The sequence below is a fragment of the Acinetobacter sp. WCHAc010052 genome, assembly GCF_002165295.2.
Classification (GTDB): Bacteria; Pseudomonadota; Gammaproteobacteria; order Pseudomonadales; family Moraxellaceae; genus Acinetobacter; species Acinetobacter chinensis.
Genome location: NZ_CP032143.1, coordinates 2,276,279 through 2,300,842, shown reverse-complemented (window position 1 = coordinate 2,300,842; position 24,564 = coordinate 2,276,279). Strand labels below are relative to the sequence as shown.

Here is a 24,564-nt window from a genome sequence, read left to right as displayed (position 1 = left end):
GGCAAAATTAAAAAATAAATACGGATCACTCTTTGTGTTGAAGAAAATGAAGTTTTGAGTTTTGAGAATAACCATGTTAACTGGTTGAATATAAATATGTTAATTCATAGTGTGGGTGGGGCTTTGTACAGTATGGATGTTCATTTATACTATTTTTTATGTGATTAATTTTATTTTAGGCTCTAGACTAACAGAGTGTATAAGTTAGTTTAGAGCCAGAGTAATTACGGCACAAGTAAAAATCTTGAAATCGCAATTCTTAACTGTTTTAAATAACCGGTAAAGAAATGATTTGCACCAGGTAATACGGTGATGATGTGGCGCTGGGGTTTAGCCCACTCCACCAGGTCGGACAGTCTGGTGGTTGGATCGGCTTCACCATGAACAAATAAAATATCACCTTTGATCGCAGGTGTTTCATAGTGACGGATGCCATCAACCGTTGCTGTTGGTAAACCACACAGAATGACCTGTTTCGGCTGAATCTCATCCGGAAGTGCATGATAAGCCTTAGCCATCACGTGTGCGCCAAAGCTGAAACCACCAACATAGAGGGGTAGACCTTTGTGTAATAGACGGGTGTACTTAATAACCTCTAATATGTCATCAGTTTCACCGAAGCCTTCATCATGGATGCCTTCGCACTGACCTGAACCTCGGAAACTTGGACGATAAACCACGCAACCCTGTTCAACAAGAATCTGTGCAAGGAGTGCAGGAACTTTATGTTGTGGTGTACCGCCTTGTAGAGGGTGCGGATGACAAACGACAGCAAATCCTTTTACTTCGCCCTGTGGGTAATCAATAAAAACTTCAATTTTGCCCACCGGACCTTGTATGAACAATTGTTCGGACATAATTTAACCGATAATTTACAGGGGAGCAGTATAGTTTACCGATTATGGTCACAGAAAACACGAATTGGAGTTAATATATTCCGACTGTTATAGTTTGATTAATTATTTTTTGATCAGGAAGCCCATGCTCGCCTTAATTTCCCCTGCTAAGACGCTCGATTACGAAACCGCATTACCGACTGATGTGCATACTTTACCAAGACTGCTGGATCAATCTCAACAGCTTATAGACCTAAGTCGTAAACTTTCAGCTTCAGATATTGCAAAACTGATGACCGTCAGTGAAAAAATCGCCAATCTGAATGTGGAGCGTTTCCGTGACTGGAACTCAGATTTCAGTTTTGCCAATGCCCGTCAGGCAATTTTTGCATTTAAAGGTGATGTTTATACGGGTCTGGATGCCTACAGTCTGTCAGAAGATGAACTGAAATTTGCACAGAACCATTTACGTAGCTTATCGGGTCTGTATGGTTTGTTGCGTCCACTGGATCTGATGATGCCGTATCGCCTGGAAATGGGCATTCGCCTGAAAAATGCCCGTGGCACAAACCTATATGATTTCTGGGAAGACCGCATTACCCAGCTGATTAATCAGGATCTGGAACAGGCAGGCTCAAAAGTACTGGTGAATATTGCGTCTGATGAATACTATAAGTCGGTAAAAGAAGCAAAAATTAATGCTGAAATTATCAAACCGGTATTTCTGGATCAGAAAAATGGCAAATATAAAGTCATCAGTTTTTATGCTAAAAAAGCCCGTGGCTTGATGGCACGTTACATTATCCAGAACAGACCTGAAAAAGCAGAAGATTTAAAATCATTCAATACTGACGGTTATTATTTTGATGCTGAAAGTTCGCTGAAAGGTGAACTGGTATTCAAACGTGATGAGCAGGCTGCTTAACTGAATAATAGTTAAATCAGGATGGTGTCCAGTGCAAAATTTTTCTGATCAGTTTTTGCAATACTGGGCACAGTTTTCCGCTCAGACAGAACTGGACAATCATCAGTCTCAGCAATTATCTCAGTTACTTCTGAATGCCTACACTGAGCCGCAGCGGTATTATCATACGGTTCAGCATATTGTGGAATGTCTTGAATTATTCCATCAGGTAAAAGATCGATTACATGACCCTGTTGCTGTGGAACTAGCTATTTGGTTTCATGATGTGGTTTATGATCCTGAAGCTTCAGATAACGAAGAGCAAAGTGCAAAACTCATGCAAAAGCATTGCTCTGGCATTGTGGAAAAAGGAAAGCTGGAAAAAGTGTATCAATGGATTGTTGCCACAAAAGCACATCAACCATCAGAAGATCACGATTTAAATTATTTACTGGATATGGATCTGGCTATTCTGGGGAGCGCAGTACCACGCTTTGCCGAATATGAACGTCAGATTCAACAGGAATATGCCTGGGTCGAACCTGAGTTATATAAAGTTAAAAGAGCAGAAGTATTGCAACATTTTTATCAGATGAGACCTCTATATCAGACTGAATATTTTCAGCTATTGCTGGAGCAGGCTGCAAAATCGAATCTGAGTCAGGCAGACTGGTGAGTCGTATTCTTTAAAAAAACAGTGTTCGGTTATACAGGGTTCGATTTGGAACCCTGTATATTGTGGTTGATTATTTGATCAGAGCGATCAGCAGCAACAGTACAATGGCACCGATCAGAATGCGGATCATCCATTGAGTCCAGTCCAGTTGCTTCTGGTTTTTACGTCGTGCAGATGCCTGATTTTTTGGATCTGTTTTTGCCGTTTTCTGTCGGGTCGCATGTTCATAATGAGTCTTCAGTTGCTGTAACCAGTGCTCAACTTCAGGATCATCATGGTTCAGATTATTTTCAGAATCCAGGTAGTATCTGAGCGCATTTCTGAATAATGTTTCACTTTTCTTTGTTTTTGCCAGTTCTGCCATGTGATAAAAGGCAAGTTTACTGTCACTTTCAACATGAATCCCTTTTTCATAAAAACTTGCCATAAGTTGCAGTGCTTCAGGTTCATTATAGATGGCCTGAGTTTTTATGCTTTCTACAGCATTGAGTTTTTCCTGGTCTGAACTGTCAGGATTATCCAGGATCTGTACAGACCTCTGTGTAATGGAAACAGTATTGCGGGCTGTATTTTCAATTTTCAGTTCTACAGGTGTATCCTGGACAAGGCTCAGACTTGAAGTGTCCGGAGTATTTGTCCGGCTGTGGTGCGCTGTATAAGAGGCTGCACTGTCTGTATCAAAAACCTGAGAAAGCAATGGGCGTAAAAAAGCACCGAACTCTCTCACATTGGAAGATACCCGTGCATGCAGCTGCGTTACATTCAGCGCATAACCTGTCCCATGCGATTTTTCACCTTCTTTAATCCACTGTTCAACAAAACTTTCCTGCCAGAACAGATAAGGAAGCACGGTGGCTTCACCTGCATATTGTTCATCATCACAGATCAGGACAGGGAAGCAGGGCAGGCTCAGCATACCGTCAGGAAGATGCAGCCTCCAGAACCAGATACTCGAAATTTTAAGCGGAACACGACATAAACTTTGCGGATAGTCAAAATTGACAACACGGGTTTTTTCATTGGAAATATGTTGTGCATACTGGAGCTGGTCTGGCTCCAGAGGTGTTGTTTCTTTCAGACTGAACAGCTGACGGGCATATTTGATCAGATCTTCAGGAGAAGTCAGACCAGCAGGATCAAATACAATTTCACCTGGACAGTGTGGACCCTGTGGCTCAAACATCAGTTTATTTGCCTGAACCAGTGCAGCCCAGACAACTCTGCCTTTTTTATACATCGCAGGCATGGCTTTAATCTGTTTATACAGTTCATCTTTCTGCATCCATTCGGGTGGCAGAACCTGTAGGTATGCTCTGAAATCTTCAGGTAAATCATGAATGAGCTGCTGAATATTCAGGTCAAAGAAAGTTGATGATTCACTGTTCTGAGTCTGATCCTGAATCTGAGGTGTTGGTTCAGCCTGTGCTTTCAGAATATGAATAAACTTATCCTGAATCATTTTTAAATGGCTGTGCGTTGCTTCAGCTGATGAAGGAGCGGTGATGAGTTTTTCTTCAAAATACTGTTGCCACAGGCTGTCCTGACTGATCGGATCGGTAAACTGGAATGCCTGTTTATAGAACTGAGCCAGTCCTGTATCCAGAATGGTTTCGGGCAGGTCACAGGGCAGGTAGCGAACCGCAGAAAATATTTTAAAGGGCTGCGTTTCAGTTTTTTTCTGATAGGGAATAACTAAGGTTAAATCCAGTGGATGCTGATCATAGACACGGATTTTTAAATATACGGCATCTGTGCGACCCGTCGGTAGATAAGCATGTATATCTTCACAGTACAGCTGAAATGGATGTCCAGTCGGGTTGCTGTCCAGTTTTGACAATGCTTCCTGTTGTGGGTTGTCATACATCAGATGAACCAGGGAGATTTTTCCCAGGTCAGGAACCAGCATGGTGGGTTGCAGGGACGTATCCTGCACCATACTGGTTGAATATGCCGCAAGAAAACCTGCCTGAGTAAATGCCTGATCCAGTATTTCAGGTAGAGGTAAATGAAAATCCTGAGTCAGTGATGATGGAAAATAATGTACCGCTGAATCAATATCTTTACAGACGTTCTGAATGTATTCAACACAGTCAGGTTGTTCCCCTGATGAGTCAAACAGGCAACCTGTGATGATGGTCATTGGAAACAGCAGTTTACTGTCTATAACTGCGACTTGATCCAGTTCAAAGCGATAGCTCAGTTGTGGGTCATCTGCAAAATTCTGTTTATAGGCTTCAAAATCATACCATTTCAGTGATGACATGCTGTGCCGTGTAATGACAGCCCCGAGATAGTAGCTCATGGCCACCAGGAAATTTAATTTTTCTTTATGTTGCATGAAATCTGAATAGTTCTGTTCAGTCAGATTTTCTTCTGTGCGGATGCATTTCAGTAAAATGTCCAGTTCAGCAATACTCTGAATGGAAAAATCAAATGCGATCTGATCTGTTGCCTGCCGATAATAATTTCCACCTGGGATATATTCTTTATGCTGCAGTGCTTCAATGTAAGTTGTATACCATTGATTAATATTACGGGTGGTCTGACTGACAGTCTGACAGCGTTCTTTGACATAACTGAGCAGGGTACGTTTTGCATCAGAACCTTCATGCAGCAGTTCGGCAATAATACTGAAGGGTAAACATACCTGTTTACGGATCATGGCAACCATGGAGCTGAAAAAATCCAATGGTAAACCGTAGTCAGACGGCAGAATCTTGATTGCCTCATGGTAGTTATACCATTCGGTTTCAGTGTTGGTTCGCTGGTTGATAACATCACATATAAATGCCGCGATGGTCATGAGGAAATTCAGTCCTTCAGGCCGTTCGACTATATCGTTGGGACGTATTCCCTGACGATGCAGCTGAACCAGAAGCTGATTCAGTTCTTCCAGGTTTGCATCACTGTCATCTGCCCCAATTTTGAAAAGCTCTTCTGAATAGAGCAAACCATTTTCAGGCAATGTTTTCAGTTTAAAATGCTGAAGAAGTTCCATTACCTGCTGTTGTGTCTGTCTTGTCATGATCTTGTTATCATAAAGTTTTTTCAGGATTAAGGAAATTTAACACAGACAGATGAATCTGAGTAATCAATTTAACTGATTCCTTTAAATGCTTCTATCACACGAAGACGACTGCTTTTTAAATCTACGATGGGTTTAGGATAGTTCAGCTTCAGATCTGCATTTTTAGCATAGGGTTCATGGATGGTTTTTGCATCCAGATGGGCAAGTTCGGGTACCCAGTGCCTGATGTATTCTCCTGTCGCATCGAACTTCTGTGACTGACTGACAGGATTGAAAATACGGAAATAAGGTACAGAATCTGTCCCTGTAGATGCACACCATTGCCAGCCGCCGTTATTGGCAGCCAGATCGCCATCAATCAGATGCTGCATAAACCACTGTTCGCCCAGTCGCCAGTCGATCAGCAGGTTTTTACAGAGAAACATGGCCACAATCATGCGTACTCGGTTGTGCATCCAGCCAGTTGCGAGTAGCTGGCGCATTCCTGCATCAACCACAGGGATGCCGGTCTGACCCTGTTGCCAGGCTTTTAAGTCTTCAGGTGCATTCCTCCATGCAATCTTCACAGTAGCGGCTTTAAAGGGCAAATGCTTTGAAATGTACGGGAAATCAAAAAGTATGTGCGTGTAAAATTCCCGCCATAACAGTTCATCCAGCCAGCTTTGCTGACCTGTATGATCAATATGAAAATGACCTTGTTGCTGGCGGAACAGTGCCTGAATACACTGACGAATAGAAAGAATCCCTGTATTTAAGTAGGCTGAAAGCTGGCTTGTACCATCTATATGGGGAAAGTCGCGAGCTGTTGCATAATCTGAAAGGTGTTCTGTTATAAATTCATCCAGCAGATGCAGTGCATGCTGTTCACCAGTTTGCCACTCCAGGTCAGTCGTGGGTTGCCATTCAGGAAAAAACTGCTGTATCTGTGGAATCTGTTCATGATCTGAAATTTCAGTTGCCAGTTTCTGCTGAATGTAGGGAGTGGGGTAACACTGTGGCACTGAGATACTTAACTGCTCATAACAGTATTTTTTAAAAGCACCAAAGATCTGGTAGGGTTTCTGGCTTTGACTCCGGATGGAGCCAACAGGGAACAGTGTCCGGTCATGATGAAGGATCAGATCTTTGCCATGCTGGTTCAGTAATTTCTGCACCTGAAAGTCGCGGCTCAACTCATTGATACCGCATTCAATACTGGCATGAATATACTGAGCATTCAGTTGATGGGAAAGTTCCAGCAGATCATGTGCGATGTTTTTCCAAAGTGGAACAGTTTTAATGACCAATGGAATATTCAGCTCATTCAGCTGTTTTTTCAGCGCCGAAAGCTGTCGCAGATAAAAATCCAGTTTTACTGGAGCATCATGATGCAGTTTCCATTGTTCAGGTGAGAGAATAACCACGGCAGTACAGTACCCACTGTTACAGGCATGCCATAAAGCAGTGTGATCAGATACTCGCAGATCCTGTCTGAACCATACCAGCGTATTTTGAGTCATATGATTACAGTCATTTGGGGTTCACATTTTAATTATTCACTTTTTAGGTTCTGTATGGAAATATTTCGCATGAAACGGGTCTCTTTCTGATCATATTTCGGCTGTTTTAACTGTTTCTGAATCAGCTGTAAAATTAAAGGATCCCATTCTTTTGAGCGTTGATCTTTTTCTTTCCAGTGATAAGGCTCCCATTTTTTTTCTGCTGAAACCCGATTTGACTCTTTCTCCAGATTTTGCATAAACGTAAGAACAAAATGAGTTCCTCGCCATTCATTGTCCAGGAAAACTTTGGACCCTCCTACATATCTGCGTTTAAGCATATCTTCTGGTATTTCCAGGATATCACTGTCATTAATCAGAAATAACCTTCGCCAGATATGTGTATATGCTTTTCCAAAAATATCCTGATTAATTTCAGTTCTTGTCTGAGGGAGTGGTGGTAAACGTTTTGTATTGTTGGTGATGTCAATTTTCATTGCACGATCAGCCCAGTTGGCAAGGCTTTCCAGATACCAGGAGTTTTTAAACTGAGCATATCCATATTGATAAAGATGAAAGAGTTCATGAGTAACTGTTGCCCATGAGCCTGGAAAGCCTTCTAAATTGTTGGAGATGACGATGCTTATCGAACATGGCATGTTTTTCGAATTGATAGATAGATTGGGATAACGGGCAGCTCGCTCAAAAGCGACGCCATTACCTTCAGTTTTCTGTAGAAATATTGCGATGGACTCGGCACTGTTTTGATAGCGAGGTGAGTCGAGCGGTGATCGGAAGCCTGCCAGCCTGAACATATCACGTGCGCTTTGAGCCTGTATTGCCATATTTTCGACATAATCAGGAATTTTATTGTTATTGATGTCAGAGGTCTGAGGAAGTTTGTGCGTGCTGGATTCAAGATCTGAATAATAGACACGGAACTCATCCAACTGGTAAACCTTATTGAATTCTTTAGCCCATTTGGGAGAGGTGACCGCACAGTTATACTGCGGCTTTTTTTCTGCACAGGCAACAGTCGAAACAGCACTTAACAGGGTCAATAGTATTATTCTGGTTTTATTCATTTTAATTGTTCCATCAGTATTATTTTTATTGTAATAAAAAAGGCAAAGTAAAAACTTTGCCTTTTTGTGATCAGAACTGATCTTAGTGGTGATGACCACCTGCACCGTGAACATGACCGTGATCAAGTTCTTCCTGAGATGCTTCACGGATTTCTACGATTTCAACTTCAAAAGTCAGATCCTGACCAGCAAGCGGGAAGTTTGCATCAACAATAATGTTGTCGCCTTCAACTGCTTTAACAGTTACGATCTGAACGCCATCATCAGTCTGAGCCTGGAACTGCATGCCTGCCTGAATGTTATCAACACCCTGGAACATCTGTTTAGGTACTTCCTGAACCATGTCTGGGTTATATTCGCCGTAACCTTCAGCAGCTGGTACATTTACAGTGAATTTATCACCAACAGCTTTACCTTCAAGCGCTTTTTCAAGACCTGGGATGATGTTGCCTGCACCGTGCAAATATGCAAGTGGTTCACCCTGAGATTGATCCAGCGTTTCACCCTCAGCATTAGTCAATGTGTAGTGGAAAGAAACCACGTAGTTATTTGCAATAGCAGTCATGTTATTGATCCATTCAAATTTTTAAGGCTATATCATAAAGTGAAATGCAGTTTTTGTAGACTAATAATTTCCATAAAAAGCGCATTTCGGTTTTTAATGACGATTTTTTAATTAATAAGGGCACTTTATTAAATTTCAATGTAATTTAATTTTAGGCGTGATTTTTCGTGTAACAAAATCTTTTGCAGTCAGTAAACCTGCATGTGCATAACCATAAATTGTTGCCTGATGAATACGGTACAGGGAAACATACATGGATTTTGCAATAAAGCCCTGAACATTAACCTGTCCCATAAGTTCACCGACAGCTTTATTTTTACTGAGCGAAACCAGTGAGCCTTTGTCAGAAAACAGGAACATTGGCTGACTGCGACCATTAATACGGGCTTTCATGGCATCTACAAGAAAGGCTGCCTGCTGGCTTGCAACCTGTGCCCTTGGTCCCAAAGCTGGTTCACGCGCATCCAGGATGCAGTTGGCACAGTCACCAAATGCAAAAATGTCAGGATTGGATTTTGTCTGCAGCGTAGCATAGACATCCAGGCGTCCCATGCGGTCTTTGCTGAAGCCATCCAGTGATGAAATGACAGCAGGGGTTTTAATGCCTGCAGCCCATACTTTCAGATTTGCCTGAATACTTGAGCCATCAGTAAACCAGACTTTTTCTGCATCCACTTTTTCGACCCGTTTCGCAGTCAGGACATTAATTTTCATACGTTGCAGCTGACTTTGGGCATGATCTGCAATTTTTTCTGACAGGGCTGGAAGAATCCGGTCTGCACCTTCAATCAGTGAGATGACAGCATTTTCAGGATTAATTTTATTTAATCCGTAACGGTAGAAATTCTGTTTGGCTTCAACCAGTTCAGCAGCCAGTTCGACACCAGTTGCACCAGCGCCAATAATGGCAATATTCAGTTGCTGTTCTGCCTGCTGATTTTGTGCATCCAGGTATAAATGCAGCAGATCCTGCTGAAAAATTTCGGCCTGCTGTCTGCTGTCGAGGAAATGACAGTATTCCTGAACACCTGGGGTATTAAAGTCATTGGAAACAGAACCTACCGCGAGGATCAGTGTGTCGTATTGCAGAATCTGCTGTTCAGAGGTGGTTTCATATTTAGAGGTTCGGGACTTGCTGAGAACAATCTGTTTATCCTGTGCATTCAGTGTTTCAAAACGTCCAAGTATGAACTCATAATGATGTTTTGCTGCATGTGCATAGTAATTGGTTTCTTCTTCACCTGGATTCATAGTACCTGCCGCAATTTCATGCAGCAGTGGTTTCCAGATATGGGTCAGATTCTGATCGACAAGAATAATTCTGGCTTTTGCGGATTTACCTAAGGTATCTCCAAGCTGAGTGGCGAGTTCGAGTCCACCTGCACCACCACCCACGATGATAATCTGATGTAATTGATTCATTTTTTGCCTGTTTTTATTTAATCAAAAAAAGAAGATGGACATGATAGTCCATCTTCTTTGCCAGGCATTTTATAAAATTGTAATCCAGAGCAAAGTGATCTGATTAATTTAGTGGATAAATCTTAACTTCTGCATGATCACTGGATAAAAAGCTGAACAGCTGTTTAAACCACTGGATGAACTGATGAAAAACACCAGCTTCTTCAATTTTGACATCATCTTCAATATCAATGGTCTGAATCAGTCTGTTGTCCTGATAAACCTGAACAGTCGCCAGTTTCATGACTTTTGCAAGTGGTGCAGTCAGGGACTGTTCATTTACCGCGACATTCATGTGGGTCTGGGTTGAGCTGAGGGGCTCAATGGTCTGTACAGCAGCGCCGTTGTTAATCACAATACGCTGACTTATCTGATCAAAAGTATGCAGGTCAACCGGTACACTCTGATTGTATAAGGAAGTCGTGATAATCTGCGGTTTACGTGTTTCAACACGGAACATTTTCAGGGTGGATCTGATGACAGGTAACTCTGCAATCAGCTGTTTATCCTTAATGGCAACTTCATTACGGGTGTAGTGATAGGCAAGATTCATTAACGCACTGGCGACTTCGGCACGTTTTAACGCGCTGTGTGTTCCCATAACAACAACGACCAGGCGTCTTTCAGGTGTATCAGGATTACTGGTTGGGCGGTTTGCAGTCAGTGCCAGGTTGTAGCCGGCTGCTTTGGTAAATCCGGTTTTCAGACCATCGACAGAGGGATCTTTTTTTAACAGAAGATTGGTTGCGTGGTGAAAATGCTGATTATAGGAAAAACTTTGCTGCTTAGAGTAATACAGGTAATCAGGTGTATGGTTCACCAGCGCCTGTCCAAGATGAGCAATATCGGATGCAGATGAATAATGCTCAGGCATGGTGATACCCGCTGGATTCTGAAAATGTGTGTCTTTCATTCCCAGTGCCTGAGCTTCGGCATTCATGCGTTTTACAAATTCGGGAATACTTCCTGAAATACGTTCCGCCAGGGTTACGGCTGCATCATTTGCAGACATCACAATTAAACCTGCAAGCAGCTGGTCAACCGAAATCTGTTCTCCCTCTTTTAAGTACATCTGAGATTCATCCCACATTACTGTTTTCACAACAGGTGTAGCAGTCAGAACATCTGTTTTCCTGAGATGACCCGCCTGAATTTCTTTCAGAGCAATGTAAGCCACCATCATTTTTGTCAGTGAGGCAGGAGCGCGCTGAACATGACTGTTATGTTCAGCAATAATCTGTCCGGACTCAGTGTCCAGTATGGTCCATGCTTCAGCTTCAACACTTTCAGGTGAAATATTCAGTAAGGAGGCATGCGCAATTGTAGAAAAACAAAGGCAGATAAATGCAAGTAATGAAATGATGCGTTTCAAAGAGATTCCCAGTACCAATCCGTCGGTAAAAATGATAAAAAACTCAGGCATGCTATGCCTTTTTTTATGGCTTGGCTAGTCAGATTTACAGTCATTCACAACTGTACCGCAATAGTTGATAAAAAAATGTTAAGCTGATATTCAGTTTCTACTTTTTAATTCTATTTTGTCCATTATGTTGCATTATCAGATTGAATTTGACGATTACCGTCAGCACCTTGTTCACGTCACTTTACGCTTTCTTGCAGATCCTGTACAGATTCTGACTTTACCGACCTGGATTCCTGGCAGTTATCTGGTGCGTGAATTTTCAAAGCATATTGAACGTGTAAAAGCATCTGATGAAGCAGGGCGTGAACTGAATATTCAGAAATTTGAAAAGAATAAATGGCGACTGTTCAATACAGACCATGAACTGATTACTGTTGAATATGATGTTTATGCCTATGATCTGTCTGTTCGTGGTGCTTATGTGGATCAGACCCGGCTGTATATCAATCCGGCCTGTCTGTGCATTGGGCTTGAGGGACAGGAACATAAGGAAGTGGAACTGGAAGTTTTCCTTCCTGATGAACTGAAACATTTCCAGCTGGCGACGGGTCTGCCATCAAAGAGTCTGGTGAAAGGGCGTTATACCCTGAAAGCTGAAAATTACGCACAGTTGATTGATTCACCGTTTGAACTGGCGGATCAGACCCGTTTCAGTTTTGAGGCAAACGGTATTCCACATGAGTTTGTGGTATCAGGTAAACATGCCATGAATGCTGCACGCATGCAGCAGGATATTGAAAAAATCTGTGCAACTGAAATTACGATGTTTGGTTCTGCACCGTTTGAAAACTATACATTTATGACCATGGCTACTGCTGACAGCTATGGTGGACTTGAGCATCCAAACAGTACAAGCCTGATTACACCACGTGATGATCTACCTAAGATGGATGAACCTGCTGAACCAACGGTAGCTTATCAGCGTTTTCTGGGTTTATGCAGTCATGAATATTTTCACTCCTGGCTGGTCAAATTTATCCGACCTGAAAACTTTGCCAGTTACGATCTGAATAAGGAGGGCTACACCTCTTTATTATGGATCTTTGAAGGATTCACTTCCTATTATGATGATCTGATTCTGTTGCGCAGTGGCGTGATCTCTCAGGATGCTTATCTGAAACTGTTGAAAGCACAGATTGACCGTTATCTGCAGAATCCTGGACGTTTTGTACAGTCAGTGTCTGAGTCAAGTTTTGATGCGTGGATTAAGTTCTACCGTCAGGATGAAAACTCGGTTAATGCAGGAACCAGTTATTACAACAAAGGCTGTTTGGTCGCCTTATGTCTGGATCTGGGCTTACGTTTACGGGGTTCCAGTCTGGATGCACTGATGCGTAAACTTTATGACAATGCGCAGCAGGGTATACAGGTCAATGAACGGACGGTCTTTGAACTGTGTAATGAGTTGACCGGTGATAACTGGGTTGAACAGATCAATCATCTGATCAATACAACGGACGAACTTCCTCTGGATCAGTTATTCCCTGAATTTGGCATTAATTATGTACTGAAAACAGATAAATCGCTGGCTTTTGGGATTAAAGCAACAGATAAGCCTGAAGGTGTACTGATTCAGTCAGCACGTCGTGATGGTGCAGCAGCTCAGGCTGGACTTTCTGCAAATGACGTTATTATTGCAATAGATGGCTTGAAAGCGACGGCTAAGCTGCTGGAAAAATATTCAAAACAGGAAGGCGTGTTTACAGTGCTGGCATTCCGCCGTGATGAGCTGATGAGCTTTGAAGTACAGGCTGCTGGTACTGAGCTTGCAGAAGTGGAACTGAGTGTGCAGGATCAGGCGAAAGCAACAGGCTGGTTACAAGCTTAACCTGAAGCTCGACTTTGCTGGGTAAAAAGGGTACTTGATGTACCCTTTTTTATGCTCAGTAATCAGAACCTGAGTTACTTACTGTTCCAGAGTATTCCTGTGATTCATCTGAGCTGTATCACGACAGTTCTGACACGGCCTCGGGTTTAAATGGCACGCAGCTATAAAGGAAGTAAATGTTGAACACTGTAAATGAGATAAAAAAATAAAATATAATTCTGCTGAAATAATATCGGGTGTTCAGTCCTGAAAAATCAGGCTCAGTGCATCACTGACGAGTTTCATGCAATGAAGATGTAATATGAAACAGTGATTCTGCAATTGATAAATGGTCATTATTTGGGTAAAGTTCATCCAGGAAAAATTGACAAGCATCATTTTTCTACGAAATGTCGTTATCACGTGATATTACGTTGACTGTAATGCGATGAACACCGATACTTTCAATGTTTTTATTTAAGCAAACCGGTTCGCAGACTGAGCCAAAAGCTAGGGTCTGACAAACGTAATTCAAAGCAAGGGGCTATATATGGCTGGTGGAAAGTCAACTATCATTTACACATTGACCGACGAGGCGCCTCTGCTGGCGACTTACTCGCTACTGCCGATCATTGAGACCTTTACTAAGCCAGCTGGCGTAGAGATTATCAAGACTGATATCTCTGTAGCAGCCCGTGTACTCGCAGAATTCTCAGAATATTTAACTGATGAACAAAAGGTTACTGACAACCTTGCGGAGTTGGGTCGCCTTACTCAGGATCCAGACACTAACATCATCAAGCTTCCAAATATCAGTGCTTCTGTGGCTCAGCTGACAGCATGTATCAAGGAACTTCAGTCAAAAGGATATGCAATTCCTGACTATCCTGAAAATCCATCTACTGATGAAGAAAAGGCAATTAAAGCACGTTACAGCAAGTGTCTTGGTTCCGCAGTGAACCCTGTGTTGCGTGAAGGTAACTCTGACCGTCGTGCACCTGCAGCAGTGAAAAACTATGCGAAAAAACATCCGCACTCTATGAGTGAATGGAAACAGTGGTCACAGACTCACGTTTCCCACATGGATGAAGGTGACTTCTATCATGGTGAAAAGTCGATGACTTTGGACCGTGCACGTAATGTGAAAATGGAACTCATTACCAAGTCAGGTGAAACTGTTGTTCTTAAGCCAAAAGTTGCGCTTCAGGATGGCGAAATCATCGACTCTATGTTCATGAGCAAAAAAGCACTTTGCGATTTCTATGAAAAAGAACTCGATGACTGTAAAGAAGCGGGCATTCTGTTCTCTTTACACGTTAAAGCAACTATGATGAAAGTTTCACACCCGATCGTATTCGGTCACTGTGTGAAAATTTACTATAAAGAAGCGTTTGAAAAACACGCTGCATTATTTGCTGAATTAGGTATTAACGTAAATAACGGTATGGCTGGTCTTTATGAAAAGATCGAAACTTTACCGACTTCTTTACGTGAAGAAATCATCGAAGATCTTCATGCATGTCAGGAACACCGTCCTGCACTGGCAATGGTTGATTCTGCTAAAGGCATCACAAACTTCCATTCACCAAACGACGTGATTGTAGATGCTTCTATGCCTGCAATGATCCGTGGTGGCGGTAAAATGTGGGGTGCGGACGGCAAACCTTATGACTGTAAAGCTGTAATGCCTGAGTCTACATTTGCCCGTATTTACCAGGAAATGATCAATTTCTGTAAGTGGAACGGTAACTTTGACCCACGTACAATGGGTACAGTGCCGAACGTAGGTCTGATGGCTCAGAAAGCTGAAGAATACGGTTCTCACGACAAGACTTTTGAAGCGCCAGCTGCTGGTGTTGCCAACATCACTGACCTTGAAACAGGTGAAGTGCTGATGTCTCAGAACGTGGAAGAAGGCGATATCTGGCGTATGTGTCAGGTGAAAGACGCACCGATCCGTGACTGGGTGAAACTGGCTGTAACACGTGCACGTAACTCAGGTATGCCGGCGATTTTCTGGCTTGACCCGTACCGTCCACATGAAAATGAACTGATCAAAAAAGTTCAGAAATACCTGAAAGATCACGATACAGCAGGTCTGGACATTCAGATTATGTCTCAGGTTCGTGCTATGCGTTACACACTTGAGCGTGTTGCGCGTGGTCTGGATACCATTTCTGTAACGGGTAACATTTTACGTGATTACCTGACTGACCTGTTCCCAATTATGGAACTGGGTACTTCTGCTAAAATGCTGTCTATCGTTCCGTTAATGGCGGGCGGTGGTATGTACGAAACTGGTGCAGGTGGTTCAGCGCCTAAACACGTACAGCAGCTTGTAGAAGAAAACCACTTACGCTGGGATTCTTTAGGTGAGTTCCTGGCTTTAGCTGCTTCTTTAGAAGAAATGGGTATTAAAGAAGACAATGCCCGTGCAAAACTTCTGGCGAAAACGTTAGATCAGGCTACAGATAAACTGCTTGATAACGACAAGTCTCCATCACGCCGTACAGGTGAACTGGATAACCGTGGCAGCCACTTCTATCTGGCTAAATTCTGGGCTGAAGCTTTGGCTGCTCAGGATGAAGATGCTGATCTTAAAGCAAAATTTGCACCACTTGCGAAAGCACTGGATGAAAATGAAGACAAGATCATCGCAGAACTTGCACAAGTGCAGGGTCAGGCTGTAGATATCGGTGGTTACTATGCTGTTGATACTGCAAAAGTTGATGCTGTGATGCGTCCAAGTGCGACTTTGAATGCTGCACTTCAGACCATCTGAATGAAGATGAACTGATCACTTGATCAGTGAACTAAAAAGCCGATGCAAATGCATCGGCTTTTTTTATTGTATCTGGTTAAAAAGAAAACAAAAATAAAATAGAGAATGTCTGATAGGCAAATTACTTATCTGCATCGGATATCAGATATTTTTGTACATTCTGCATATCTGACGCATTCGGATTTCATCTGTTGAGTATGAAAATATTTTCAAGAATGATCCGGAGCACTGCTGATTTTTGGATTAAATCAGTATTTTTCAGAATACCGTTGTTGAAGTTTTAATAATATTTTTAATAAATACAATAATTTACAATTAAAATGAATTTTACTCACTTTTCAATTAGATAAAATCATTTTTATTCATCTTTGGTTCTGGGTATAAATATCGTCATTGAAAACATTTAGATTTATTTTAGAAATTAGGTGGCATTTCCCATGAGTAACGCATTTGCATGTTCAATTAAACGTATCCGTTTTGATGAAAACTATCAGCCTGCAGACAACACACGCCAGACGACAAATTTTGCTAACCTGGCGCGTGGTGAGTCCCGTCAGGAAAACTTACGCAATACACTGCGAATGATCAACAACCGTTTTAATAGCCTGGCGCATTTTGATAATCCTAAAGCGGATCGTTATTCACTTGAAATAGATATCATTTCTGCTGAGATTGATATCGAAGGAAATGGTCAGACTTTTCCATTTATTGAAATGTTGAAAAGCACGATTACTGACCATAAAACCAATGAACGTTTTGAAGGCATGATCGGTAACAGTTTTTCTTCTTATGTGCGTGATTATGACTTCAGTGTTGTATTGCCGTCTTTAGGTTGTAAAACCAATGAAAAACCAGAAGATTTTGGTGATTTACATGGCAAGCTGTATCAGCATCTGGTTCATTCAGATGTATTTAAAGCGGAGTTCACTAAGCAACCTGTAATCTGTCTGAGTGTTTCAACATCGAAGACGTATTTCCGTACTGCAAATGTACATCCTGTGCTTGGTGTGGAATATACCAATGATGAATATTCACGCACTGATGATTATTTTGCGAAAATGGGCTTGGCAGTCCGTTATTTCAAACCTGAAAACGGTACTGCACCGTTAGCATTCTATTTCAGTGGCGATTTACTGCGTGATTACACCGATTTCGAACTGATCAGTGCCATCAGTACAATGGAAACATTCCAGAAAGTGTACCGTCCTGAGATTTATAACACGAACTCAACCGCAGGTCTGGTGTATCAGCCAAGCCTTGAATATCCAGATTATTCATTGACACAAATTGTGTATGACCGTGTTGAACGTGGTCAGCTGGCAGTTAAACAGGGTAAATGGACTGAAGAAAATTTCATCAATAAATATGGCGAAGTACTTACGAAATGGGCTGAAAACTTTACTGTGAAAAATGGTGCTGCGGCTTAATTATAGAAAATCTCCCCTAGCCCCATCTTTTTCAAAGAGGGGAACATGTTCCGCAAGGGGAGGATTTAATTGCGACAGAATTACTGAAAGAAACAAATTTAGAGATAGAAGATTAAAGATGACTCAACGTATATTACCTACATCTACAGCAGGCAGTTTACCAAAACCTTCATGGTTGGCAGAACCTGAAAAACTTTGGTCGCCGTGGAAATTGCAGGACCAGGAACTTGTAGATGGTAAACTGGATGCACTGCGTTTGTCATTACATGAACAACAGCAAGCAGGCATTGATATTGTCAGCGATGGCGAACAAACCCGTCAGCATTTCGTCACCACATTTATTGAGCATTTAGACGGTGTAGATTTTGAAAAGCGTGAAACGGTGAAAATTCGTGATCGTTATGACGCAAGCGTACCTTCTGTGGTGGGGGCTGTATCCCGTCAAAAACCTGTATTTGTTGAAGATGCTAAGTTTTTACGTTCATTGACAGATCAACCGATTAAATGGGCGTTACCTGGTCCAATGACCATGATTGATACTTTATATGATGGTCATTATAAAAGTCGTGAAAAACTGGCTTGGGAATTTGCTAAAATCTTAAACCAGGAAGCGCGTGAACTTGAAGCTGCGGGTGTGGACATTATCCAGTTTGATGAGCCAGCATTTAACGTGTTCTTTGATGAAGTGAATGACTGGGGTGTAGCGACTTTAGAACGTGCGCTTGAAGGTCTGAAATGTGAAACTGCGGTACATATTTGCTACGGTTACGGCATTAAAGCCAACACCGACTGGAAAAAGACTTTAGGTTCAGAATGGCGTCAATACGAAGAGGCATTCCCGAAACTACAACAGTCTAAAATCGATATCGTATCACTTGAATGTCAGAACTCACGTGTACCGATGGATTTGATTGAGCTGATTCGTGGTAAAAAAGTCATGGTGGGTGCGATTGATGTAGCGACCAATGTGATTGAAACACCTGAACAGGTTGCAGATACATTGCGCAAAGCTTTACAGTTCGTCGATGCTGATAAACTTTATCCTTCAACCAACTGTGGTATGGCGCCACTTGGTCGTGAAGTTGCACGTGGAAAACTGAAAGCCCTCAGTGCAGGTGCAGAAATTATCCGTCAGGAATTATTGAGATAATTTTGAAACAGGATTGTATTGGTTTCTTAAACTGAGTTTGATACGCGGAAACGTCCTTCGCAACTGTTTGAGCATGACAATATTTTAAAGATATTGTTTCTGCGATAATTTTTATATTTCTCGGTATTTTGCGAGTTTTGCGAAGGACAATGGTTTTGCCTACTTTTCCCGAAAGAAAAGTAGGTCGAGCCGAAGGCTGATCCCTAAATTAAAACTATGGTTGTAAGACTCCGACTAAAAAGTTTAAATATTTTTTATGAATACAATTATTTCTTAAGTAAGTCATATCAGTAATTACTTAAACTAACCATTTACACAGCATTCAAAGTTCCTTTTTCTACAAAGAAGAGGGAACTTCCGATACACAGTTAGATCTAAACAGCACAGTATTTCAGAACTTTATTCAAATACAGTGTTTTAGGCGAATAGGAACACGGTCATGGTTGATGCAACAGACTTTAAAAATGCAATGTCTTCGTTAACGAGTGCGGTCAATGTTGTGACCACCGTTGGTGAATCAGGTTTTCATGGCTTTACAGCCTCTGCTGTGTGCAGTGTAACTGACACGCCACCGACATTATTGGTCTGTATGAATAAATCATCACGTTCTCATACGCATTTTGTTGAAAATAAAGTTCTGACTGTGAATGTTTTAGGTGCTCAACATGAGCAACTTTCCAATGCATTTGCATCATCTAAACTCAGTTCAGATGAGCGTTTTGCACTTGGAGAATGGTCTGAACTTGAAACAGGTTCACCTGTGCTGGCTGATGCTTTGGTCAGTTTTGACTGTAAAATTTCAGATATTCAGGAAGTGGGCACACATACCATTTTTATCTGCCCAATTGTTGCAATCCAGAAGAACCAGGAAGATCAAGCTTTGGTTTATTTTAACCGTGCTTATCACCAGGTTGGTGAAACAGAAATCGCTTAAATCCAGGGTTTGTCATTCGTCGTCCGTGTATTTTTAATATTATATACGCTGTGTGAGCAGACCCTAACGCTTCAAAATCTTATTCCCTCAATTTATAAAGTCAGTAATCCGTGGAACTCATCATTTTTTTAATCATCGGCGCATTTGCAGGATTTGCAGCTGGGCTGTTTGGCGTGGGTGGTGGTACCATCATTGTCCCGCTTCTATATATTGTCTTTAGCCAGATGGGCTATGATCCTGATGTTGTCATGCATCTGGCATTGGGTACTTCACTTGCAACGATCATTGTCACTTCAATCAGCTCTTTAATGGCACATCAAAAGAAAGATGGCATTATCTGGTCAGTATTTAGAAATCTGGCACCAGGTATGGCATTGGGCTGTTTTTTGGGGGCTGGTATTGCAGGCTGGTTATCTGGACTTCATCTGCAAATGATCGTTGGTGTATTCTTGCTTTGGGTAGCGTACACCATGTTCATGGGCTCGAAAAAGGTTGTGGACAATACTAAAACATTACCATCAACTTCGGCTCAAATTGGGGCAGGAGCGGGGATTGGAATTGCTTCTGCAATCTTTGGTATTGGTGGTGGGAGTATCACTGTGCCATATCTCACGCATTATGGCGTGGTCATGCAAAAAGCAGTCGGTACTTCAGCTGCATGTGGTCTACCAATTGCGATTTCAGGTGCTTTAGGATTCATGCTTTTTGGAATGAATGCGCAGGTGAATGTACTAAACACCATTGGTTATATTCATGTTTATGCATTTTTGGGCATCAGTATTATGAGCTTTTTTACTGCAAAACTCGGTGCAAAAGCAGCACATGCATTATCACCAGCAGTGTTAAAAAAATGTTTTGCCGTTTTATTGCTCTGTGTAGGCAGTTTCTTTTTGGTGAAAGGGTTTATTTAAGCTCTTAGAAAGAAAAAAAGTGGATTAAAAAAGCCTCCAGAACGGAGGCTTTTTTTAATGGTCTTTATCAATACTGGTTTTTAACGGCTGTTACGTCCGCGACCACGAGGAGCTTTGGTATTTGGACGGGTCGTACCGTTGGTTTTACGCTTCGGTTTTTCACTTTCATCCATTTGCCAGATACGTTTGGTTCCCGATTTTTTCACAGAACCATCTTTATTTTTACGTACCATTGGCTTGCCGCCAGTACCGCCTGGTTTTTTCACATAAGAACGTGAGCGATACGGTTCTTCGGCAGGCACATTCTGGAAGTCAGGATATAACAGTGGTTCGATATCTTTGGTCTCGCCAGGCTGTAAACCCATCTGCACCAGGTCAATGGCACCGATACGTGTACGGATTAAACGTAAAGTTGGAAAACCGACTGCTGACGTCATACGACGAACCTGACGGTTACGCCCTTCACAGATGGAAATTTCCACCCATGATGTCGGAATGCTGGCACGGAAACGTACAGGAGGATCGCGGTCCCATAACCATTCAGGCTGTTCAACTTTTTCTGCTTTGGCAGGCAGAGTCATACCATCTTTGAGCTCCACGCCTTTACGCAGCTGCTCAAGCGCTTCTTCAGTGATATCGCCATCCAGCTGAACCAGATAAGTTTTAAACTTCTTGTTGGCGGGATTGGTAATATATTGGTTCAAACCACCGTGATCGGTCAGAAACACCAGACCTTCAGAGTCCATATCAAGTCGACCAGCCAGACGTAAAGTTGAGTCATCCACGAAGTCAGACATGGTCATGTGTGCTTCGTCTTTACGAAACTGGGAGAGGACGCCATATGGTTTATTGAGAATAACAATTTTCATAAAAGAACAGGCTTCTGTAATTACATAAAATAGCGATTGATTAAGTTTCATTTAACAAAGAAATGTGGCTATTCTTTGTATAAATCTCAAACAATACTGGAATTCGATTAGACTATTATGCGTTAAGAAGCGTTGAATGTATTGTCAAATTGGCAATTTTTTTGGATCAGCCAGCTATAATAAAAGGGAGAACCTGCAAAATGGGTTATCAGAAGATCACAGTGCCTGCGGATGGCGGCAAAATTACAGTAAATGCAGATTTATCATTAAATGTTCCAAATCACCCGATTATTCCTTTTATTGAAGGGGATGGCATTGGTGTGGACATTACACCTGCAATGAAATCGGTGGTGGATGCGGCTGTTTTAAAAGCCTACAGTGGCAAACGGTCTATTGAATGGATGGAAGTATACTGCGGTGAAAAAGCGGACAAAATTTATGGTACATATATGCCAGAAGAAACTTTTGAAGCACTGCGTGAATTTGTAGTGTCCATTAAAGGTCCTTTGACCACACCTGTCGGTGGTGGTATCCGCTCTTTAAACGTGGCTTTGCGTCAGGAACTGGATCTGTATGTCTGTGTGCGCCCGGTGCGCTGGTTTGAAGGTGTCCCATCTCCTGTGCGTCATCCTGAACTGACTGATATGGTCATTTTCCGTGAAAATTCAGAAGATATTTATGCAGGGATTGAATGGAAAGCGGACTCCCCTGAAGCCAGGAAGGTCATCAAGTTTTTAAAAGAAGAAATGGGTGTCAGTAAAATCCGTTTTGAGGATAACTGTGGTATCGGGATTAAGCCTGTGTCCAAAGAAGGTACACAGCGTCTGGTGCGTAAAGCGATTCAGTTTGCGATTGATAATGATAAGCCGAGTGTGACCCTGGTACACAAAGGCAACATCATGAAATATACCGAAGGTGCATTCAAAGAGTGGGGTTATGAGCTTGCAGTTGAACGTTTCGGTGGTGAACTGATTGATGGTGGTCCCTGGGTGAAAATTAAAAACCCAAAAACCGGTAAAGACATTGTGATTAAAGATGTGATTGCGGATGCCTTTTTACAGCAGATCCTCATGCGTCCTGCGGATTATTCTGTGATCGCAACTTTAAACCTGAACGGTGACTATGTTTCCGATGCACTGGCGGCTGAAGTCGGCGGGATTGGGATTGCACCTGGTGCAAACATTGGCGGGGCAATTGCTGTTTATGAAGCAACACATGGTACCGCACCTAAATATGCAGGTCAGGACAAAGTAAACCCAGGTTCCATTATTCTTTCAGCGGAAATGATGCTGCGTGATATGGGCTGGATTGAAGCAGCTGATCTGATTATTAAAGGTATCTCAGGGGCGATTGCAGCGAAAACTGTAACCTATGACTTTGAGCGTTTAATGGAAAATGCCACACTGTTGCGCTGTTCAGAATTTGGCAATGCGATCATTCAGCATATGGACTGAATCTGAACTTCTAAAAAAGCCCGCACTGTTTGCGGGTTTTTTTTATCAATGTAGATCATGCAGGATTCAGACAGCTGAAGCTAAGTTTAAAAGCTGAAAATAAGTCTGCACGATGGATAGTTTTTTTATTCATTGGCTGATATTTTATATGTTTTGGGGATATTACAGAATGAAAAAAATATTGACTCTCATTATGGCTCTGGGCTTGGGCAGTCCTGTGTTTGCTCAGGATATTTATAAGTGTATTTCCAGTGGGGAAACAGGCTATCAGTCGAAACCCTGCAAAGAAAAGGGTGAGCTTATTTCAGGTTTAAGGCATCATAAAGCACAGTCTCCTGCAACAGCGTATACACTGGCAGATGAACAGCAGGAAGCTGAACCTTATACATCAAATGCTGTTCCAGACACAGTGGAAGGGAAAAAGAAAAGCCTGGCCATTGCACAGGACGCCTATCGGATGACCAAAGAGCGTAACTGACATCTCTGTAGCTGGAATGATCAAGGCATTTTAAAAATGCCTTTTTGATTCGGTTTAATGCTGATGCAGTGGCTTAGGTGGTGATTTACGCAGATAAACAAAAAGTACAACTGTTCCCGCCAGTAACACAAACCCTGCCAGTTCAAACTGCTGATGATAGGACACTCCCGCCTTTTGCAGGGTACTGAATGTCAATCCACCTATCAGCTGGGTAATGGCAAAGCACAGCGTGGCAATACTCCACAGTTTTTTATAAGCATGGGTATAAATCTGCAATATCGTATATGAGGTCAGGAAAACCACAGCAGGGTTCAGCAGACCTGTAAGGAATGAGGAGACAAAAGTCAGTGCTGGATAAGCATCCATAACAGCAATAAATATCGCTCCGACATAAAAAGAATACAGTACTTTCAGCGCGTTGAAATTCCCCAGTTTCCTGGACAGCATATAGGCAGTTACAGCCCCCAGTGCGCTGCCGCTGCCGTACAGAATCCAGTTGAAATTGATGACGTTCAGTCCCAGATGCAGAGTGTTGCTGAGATAGTCAATCCAGAACAGAGAATGCGGTACATACGAAAAAGCACTGCATGCATATACCGTCAGCAGACACAGATACAGCCCCTGAACGGGTACAGATTCTGTCTGAGGAAGTGCCTGAGCTGACAGATGAAATCTGAACTGCTGTAGAAGTATGCACAGGACTGCACACATGATGGCTGAAAAACCAAAAAGAATGAGCCATGCACTGCTGGTGCTGATTCTGTCCAGATAGGGCATAAACAGTGTCGCCAGCAGAACCCCGATGCCGATACCACTGAAACCAATGAAATTGATGCTCAAGCGGTCTTTGAGATCACAGCACTGAGCAACCACACTTGGTGACAGGATCATGAGTAGGCCACCACTGATACCTGAAATGACACGCCAGAAAATATACCAGCTGCCATGAAAGCCTGAAAAAGCACAGCTCAGCAGACTGATACTGCCCAGAATGGCTGCACTTTGAATAAAAAATGTCATACGGCTGTTCTGTGGCAGTTTCATTGCCCAGAACGCTCCAATCAGATAACCCAGCAGATTTGCACTGCTCAGAATACTGGCAAAACTGCTTGTCCATTCATAGGCAGCCCGTGTGGATGGCAGTAATGCAGTATAGGAAAAACGCAGAATACCAATCCCCAGGCACATACTGAGACACAGAAAAAGACTGAGTTTTACTTTGCTGGAGAGCATCCTGTTCTCACTATGGAATCATTTCTTGATGTTTAATTCACCTTAAGCGGGTTAGGAATAGAT

At 42.3% G+C, this 24,564-nt stretch carries 19 protein-coding genes; 10 read left to right on the top strand and 9 right to left on the bottom strand.

Going from position 1 to position 24,564, the window contains the following annotated elements:
- Nucleotides 1-224: 224 nt before the first annotated feature.
- The gene (locus CDG61_RS11410; protein ID WP_087549258.1) at nt 225-857 is read right to left on the bottom strand and encodes an alpha/beta hydrolase; all 633 of its coding nucleotides are present in this window, start codon (nt 855-857) and stop codon (nt 225-227) included.
- A gap of 124 nt (nt 858-981) precedes the next feature.
- Between CDG61_RS11410 and yaaA the strand changes: the two genes are divergently transcribed.
- Together yaaA and CDG61_RS11400 are read left to right on the top strand one after the other, a co-directional pair.
- The gene (yaaA, locus tag CDG61_RS11405) at nt 982-1,761 is read left to right on the top strand and encodes a peroxide stress protein YaaA (RefSeq protein WP_087549257.1); all 780 of its coding nucleotides are present in this window, start codon (nt 982-984) and stop codon (nt 1,759-1,761) included.
- A 31-nt stretch (nt 1,762-1,792) separates the two neighbouring features.
- Complete coding sequence (locus CDG61_RS11400; protein WP_087549256.1) at nt 1,793-2,416, top strand: metal-dependent hydrolase; 624 nt, start codon at nt 1,793-1,795, stop codon at nt 2,414-2,416.
- A gap of 70 nt (nt 2,417-2,486) precedes the next feature.
- Here the strand turns inward: CDG61_RS11400 and CDG61_RS11395 are convergent, their stop codons facing one another.
- The 6 genes from CDG61_RS11395 to CDG61_RS11370 form a co-directional block, all read right to left on the bottom strand.
- The gene (locus CDG61_RS11395; RefSeq protein ID WP_087549255.1) at nt 2,487-5,441 is read right to left on the bottom strand and encodes a hypothetical protein; all 2,955 of its coding nucleotides are present in this window, start codon (nt 5,439-5,441) and stop codon (nt 2,487-2,489) included.
- A 71-nt stretch (nt 5,442-5,512) separates the two neighbouring features.
- The gene (locus CDG61_RS11390; protein ID WP_087549254.1) at nt 5,513-6,943 is read right to left on the bottom strand and encodes a cryptochrome/photolyase family protein; all 1,431 of its coding nucleotides are present in this window, start codon (nt 6,941-6,943) and stop codon (nt 5,513-5,515) included.
- A 32-nt stretch (nt 6,944-6,975) separates the two neighbouring features.
- The gene (locus tag CDG61_RS11385; RefSeq protein WP_147387787.1) at nt 6,976-8,007 is read right to left on the bottom strand and encodes a hypothetical protein; all 1,032 of its coding nucleotides are present in this window, start codon (nt 8,005-8,007) and stop codon (nt 6,976-6,978) included.
- An 82-nt stretch (nt 8,008-8,089) separates the two neighbouring features.
- On the bottom strand, nt 8,090-8,572 hold the full coding sequence (slyD, locus tag CDG61_RS11380; protein WP_087549252.1) for a peptidylprolyl isomerase: 483 nt from the start codon (nt 8,570-8,572) through the stop codon (nt 8,090-8,092).
- A gap of 135 nt (nt 8,573-8,707) precedes the next feature.
- A complete protein-coding gene (locus tag CDG61_RS11375) occupies nt 8,708-9,994 on the bottom strand; it encodes an NAD(P)/FAD-dependent oxidoreductase (RefSeq protein ID WP_087549251.1) in 1,287 nt (428 codons plus the stop codon).
- A gap of 103 nt (nt 9,995-10,097) precedes the next feature.
- Nucleotides 10,098-11,405, bottom strand: a complete 1,308-nt coding sequence (locus tag CDG61_RS11370; RefSeq protein ID WP_228199569.1) for a D-alanyl-D-alanine carboxypeptidase PBP6B — start codon at nt 11,403-11,405, stop codon at nt 10,098-10,100.
- Nucleotides 11,406-11,580: 175 nt separating this feature from the next.
- Here CDG61_RS11370 and CDG61_RS11365 point away from each other — a divergent pair, with 175 nt between their 5' ends.
- From CDG61_RS11365 to CDG61_RS11340, 6 genes are all read left to right on the top strand, one after another.
- The gene (locus tag CDG61_RS11365; RefSeq protein ID WP_087549249.1) at nt 11,581-13,284 is read left to right on the top strand and encodes a M61 family metallopeptidase; all 1,704 of its coding nucleotides are present in this window, start codon (nt 11,581-11,583) and stop codon (nt 13,282-13,284) included.
- A 529-nt stretch (nt 13,285-13,813) separates the two neighbouring features.
- Nucleotides 13,814-16,045, top strand: coding sequence for an NADP-dependent isocitrate dehydrogenase (locus CDG61_RS11360; RefSeq protein WP_087549248.1), 2,232 nt, complete (start codon nt 13,814-13,816; stop codon nt 16,043-16,045).
- 437 nt (nt 16,046-16,482) lie between these two features.
- The gene (locus CDG61_RS11355) at nt 16,483-17,472 is read left to right on the top strand and encodes a putative oxygenase MesX (RefSeq protein WP_087549247.1); all 990 of its coding nucleotides are present in this window, start codon (nt 16,483-16,485) and stop codon (nt 17,470-17,472) included.
- Between the two features lie 118 nt (nt 17,473-17,590).
- Nucleotides 17,591-18,622 (top strand): methionine synthase, encoded by a 1,032-nt coding sequence (locus CDG61_RS11350; RefSeq protein ID WP_087549246.1) that lies wholly within the window; start codon nt 17,591-17,593, stop codon nt 18,620-18,622.
- Nucleotides 18,623-19,061: 439 nt separating this feature from the next.
- The gene (locus CDG61_RS11345; RefSeq protein ID WP_087512480.1) at nt 19,062-19,556 is read left to right on the top strand and encodes a flavin reductase; all 495 of its coding nucleotides are present in this window, start codon (nt 19,062-19,064) and stop codon (nt 19,554-19,556) included.
- Between the two features lie 110 nt (nt 19,557-19,666).
- Nucleotides 19,667-20,467, top strand: a complete 801-nt coding sequence (locus CDG61_RS11340) for a sulfite exporter TauE/SafE family protein (RefSeq protein WP_087549245.1) — start codon at nt 19,667-19,669, stop codon at nt 20,465-20,467.
- A gap of 80 nt (nt 20,468-20,547) precedes the next feature.
- Here the strand turns inward: CDG61_RS11340 and CDG61_RS11335 are convergent, their stop codons facing one another.
- A complete protein-coding gene (locus CDG61_RS11335) occupies nt 20,548-21,336 on the bottom strand; it encodes a pseudouridine synthase (protein WP_087549244.1) in 789 nt (262 codons plus the stop codon).
- A gap of 200 nt (nt 21,337-21,536) precedes the next feature.
- Here CDG61_RS11335 and icd point away from each other — a divergent pair, with 200 nt between their 5' ends.
- Nucleotides 21,537-22,790, top strand: a complete 1,254-nt coding sequence (gene icd, locus CDG61_RS11330) for an NADP-dependent isocitrate dehydrogenase (protein ID WP_087512483.1) — start codon at nt 21,537-21,539, stop codon at nt 22,788-22,790.
- 169 nt (nt 22,791-22,959) lie between these two features.
- A complete protein-coding gene (locus CDG61_RS11325; protein WP_147387786.1) occupies nt 22,960-23,268 on the top strand; it encodes a DUF4124 domain-containing protein in 309 nt (102 codons plus the stop codon).
- A gap of 54 nt (nt 23,269-23,322) precedes the next feature.
- Here the strand turns inward: CDG61_RS11325 and CDG61_RS11320 are convergent, their stop codons facing one another.
- Nucleotides 23,323-24,501, bottom strand: a complete 1,179-nt coding sequence (locus CDG61_RS11320; RefSeq protein WP_087549242.1) for a YbfB/YjiJ family MFS transporter — start codon at nt 24,499-24,501, stop codon at nt 23,323-23,325.
- Between the last annotated feature and the right edge of the window lie 63 nt (nt 24,502-24,564).

Bases quoted from the DNA above. Each gene is read 5' to 3' on its own strand.
- CDG61_RS11325 (WP_147387786.1), top strand. From the start codon at position 22,960: ATGAAAAAAATATTGACTCTCATTATGGCTCTGGGCTTGGGCAGTCCT.
- slyD (WP_087549252.1), bottom strand. From the start codon at position 8,572: ATGACTGCTATTGCAAATAACTACGTGGTTTCTTTCCACTACACATTG.
- CDG61_RS11385 (WP_147387787.1), bottom strand. From the start codon at position 8,007: ATGAATAAAACCAGAATAATACTATTGACCCTGTTAAGTGCTGTTTCG.
- CDG61_RS11375 (WP_087549251.1), bottom strand. From the start codon at position 9,994: ATGAATCAATTACATCAGATTATCATCGTGGGTGGTGGTGCAGGTGGA.
- CDG61_RS11410 (WP_087549258.1), bottom strand. From the start codon at position 857: ATGTCCGAACAATTGTTCATACAAGGTCCGGTGGGCAAAATTGAAGTT.
- icd (WP_087512483.1), top strand. From the start codon at position 21,537: ATGGGTTATCAGAAGATCACAGTGCCTGCGGATGGCGGCAAAATTACA.
- CDG61_RS11345 (WP_087512480.1), top strand. From the start codon at position 19,062: ATGGTTGATGCAACAGACTTTAAAAATGCAATGTCTTCGTTAACGAGT.
- CDG61_RS11395 (WP_087549255.1), bottom strand. From the start codon at position 5,441: ATGACAAGACAGACACAACAGCAGGTAATGGAACTTCTTCAGCATTTT.
- CDG61_RS11365 (WP_087549249.1), top strand. From the start codon at position 11,581: ATGTTGCATTATCAGATTGAATTTGACGATTACCGTCAGCACCTTGTT.
- yaaA (WP_087549257.1), top strand. From the start codon at position 982: ATGCTCGCCTTAATTTCCCCTGCTAAGACGCTCGATTACGAAACCGCA.
- CDG61_RS11320 (WP_087549242.1), bottom strand. From the start codon at position 24,501: ATGCTCTCCAGCAAAGTAAAACTCAGTCTTTTTCTGTGTCTCAGTATG.
- CDG61_RS11350 (WP_087549246.1), top strand. From the start codon at position 17,591: ATGACTCAACGTATATTACCTACATCTACAGCAGGCAGTTTACCAAAA.
- CDG61_RS11390 (WP_087549254.1), bottom strand. From the start codon at position 6,943: ATGACTCAAAATACGCTGGTATGGTTCAGACAGGATCTGCGAGTATCT.
- CDG61_RS11355 (WP_087549247.1), top strand. From the start codon at position 16,483: ATGAGTAACGCATTTGCATGTTCAATTAAACGTATCCGTTTTGATGAA.
- CDG61_RS11360 (WP_087549248.1), top strand. From the start codon at position 13,814: ATGGCTGGTGGAAAGTCAACTATCATTTACACATTGACCGACGAGGCG.
- CDG61_RS11335 (WP_087549244.1), bottom strand. From the start codon at position 21,336: ATGAAAATTGTTATTCTCAATAAACCATATGGCGTCCTCTCCCAGTTT.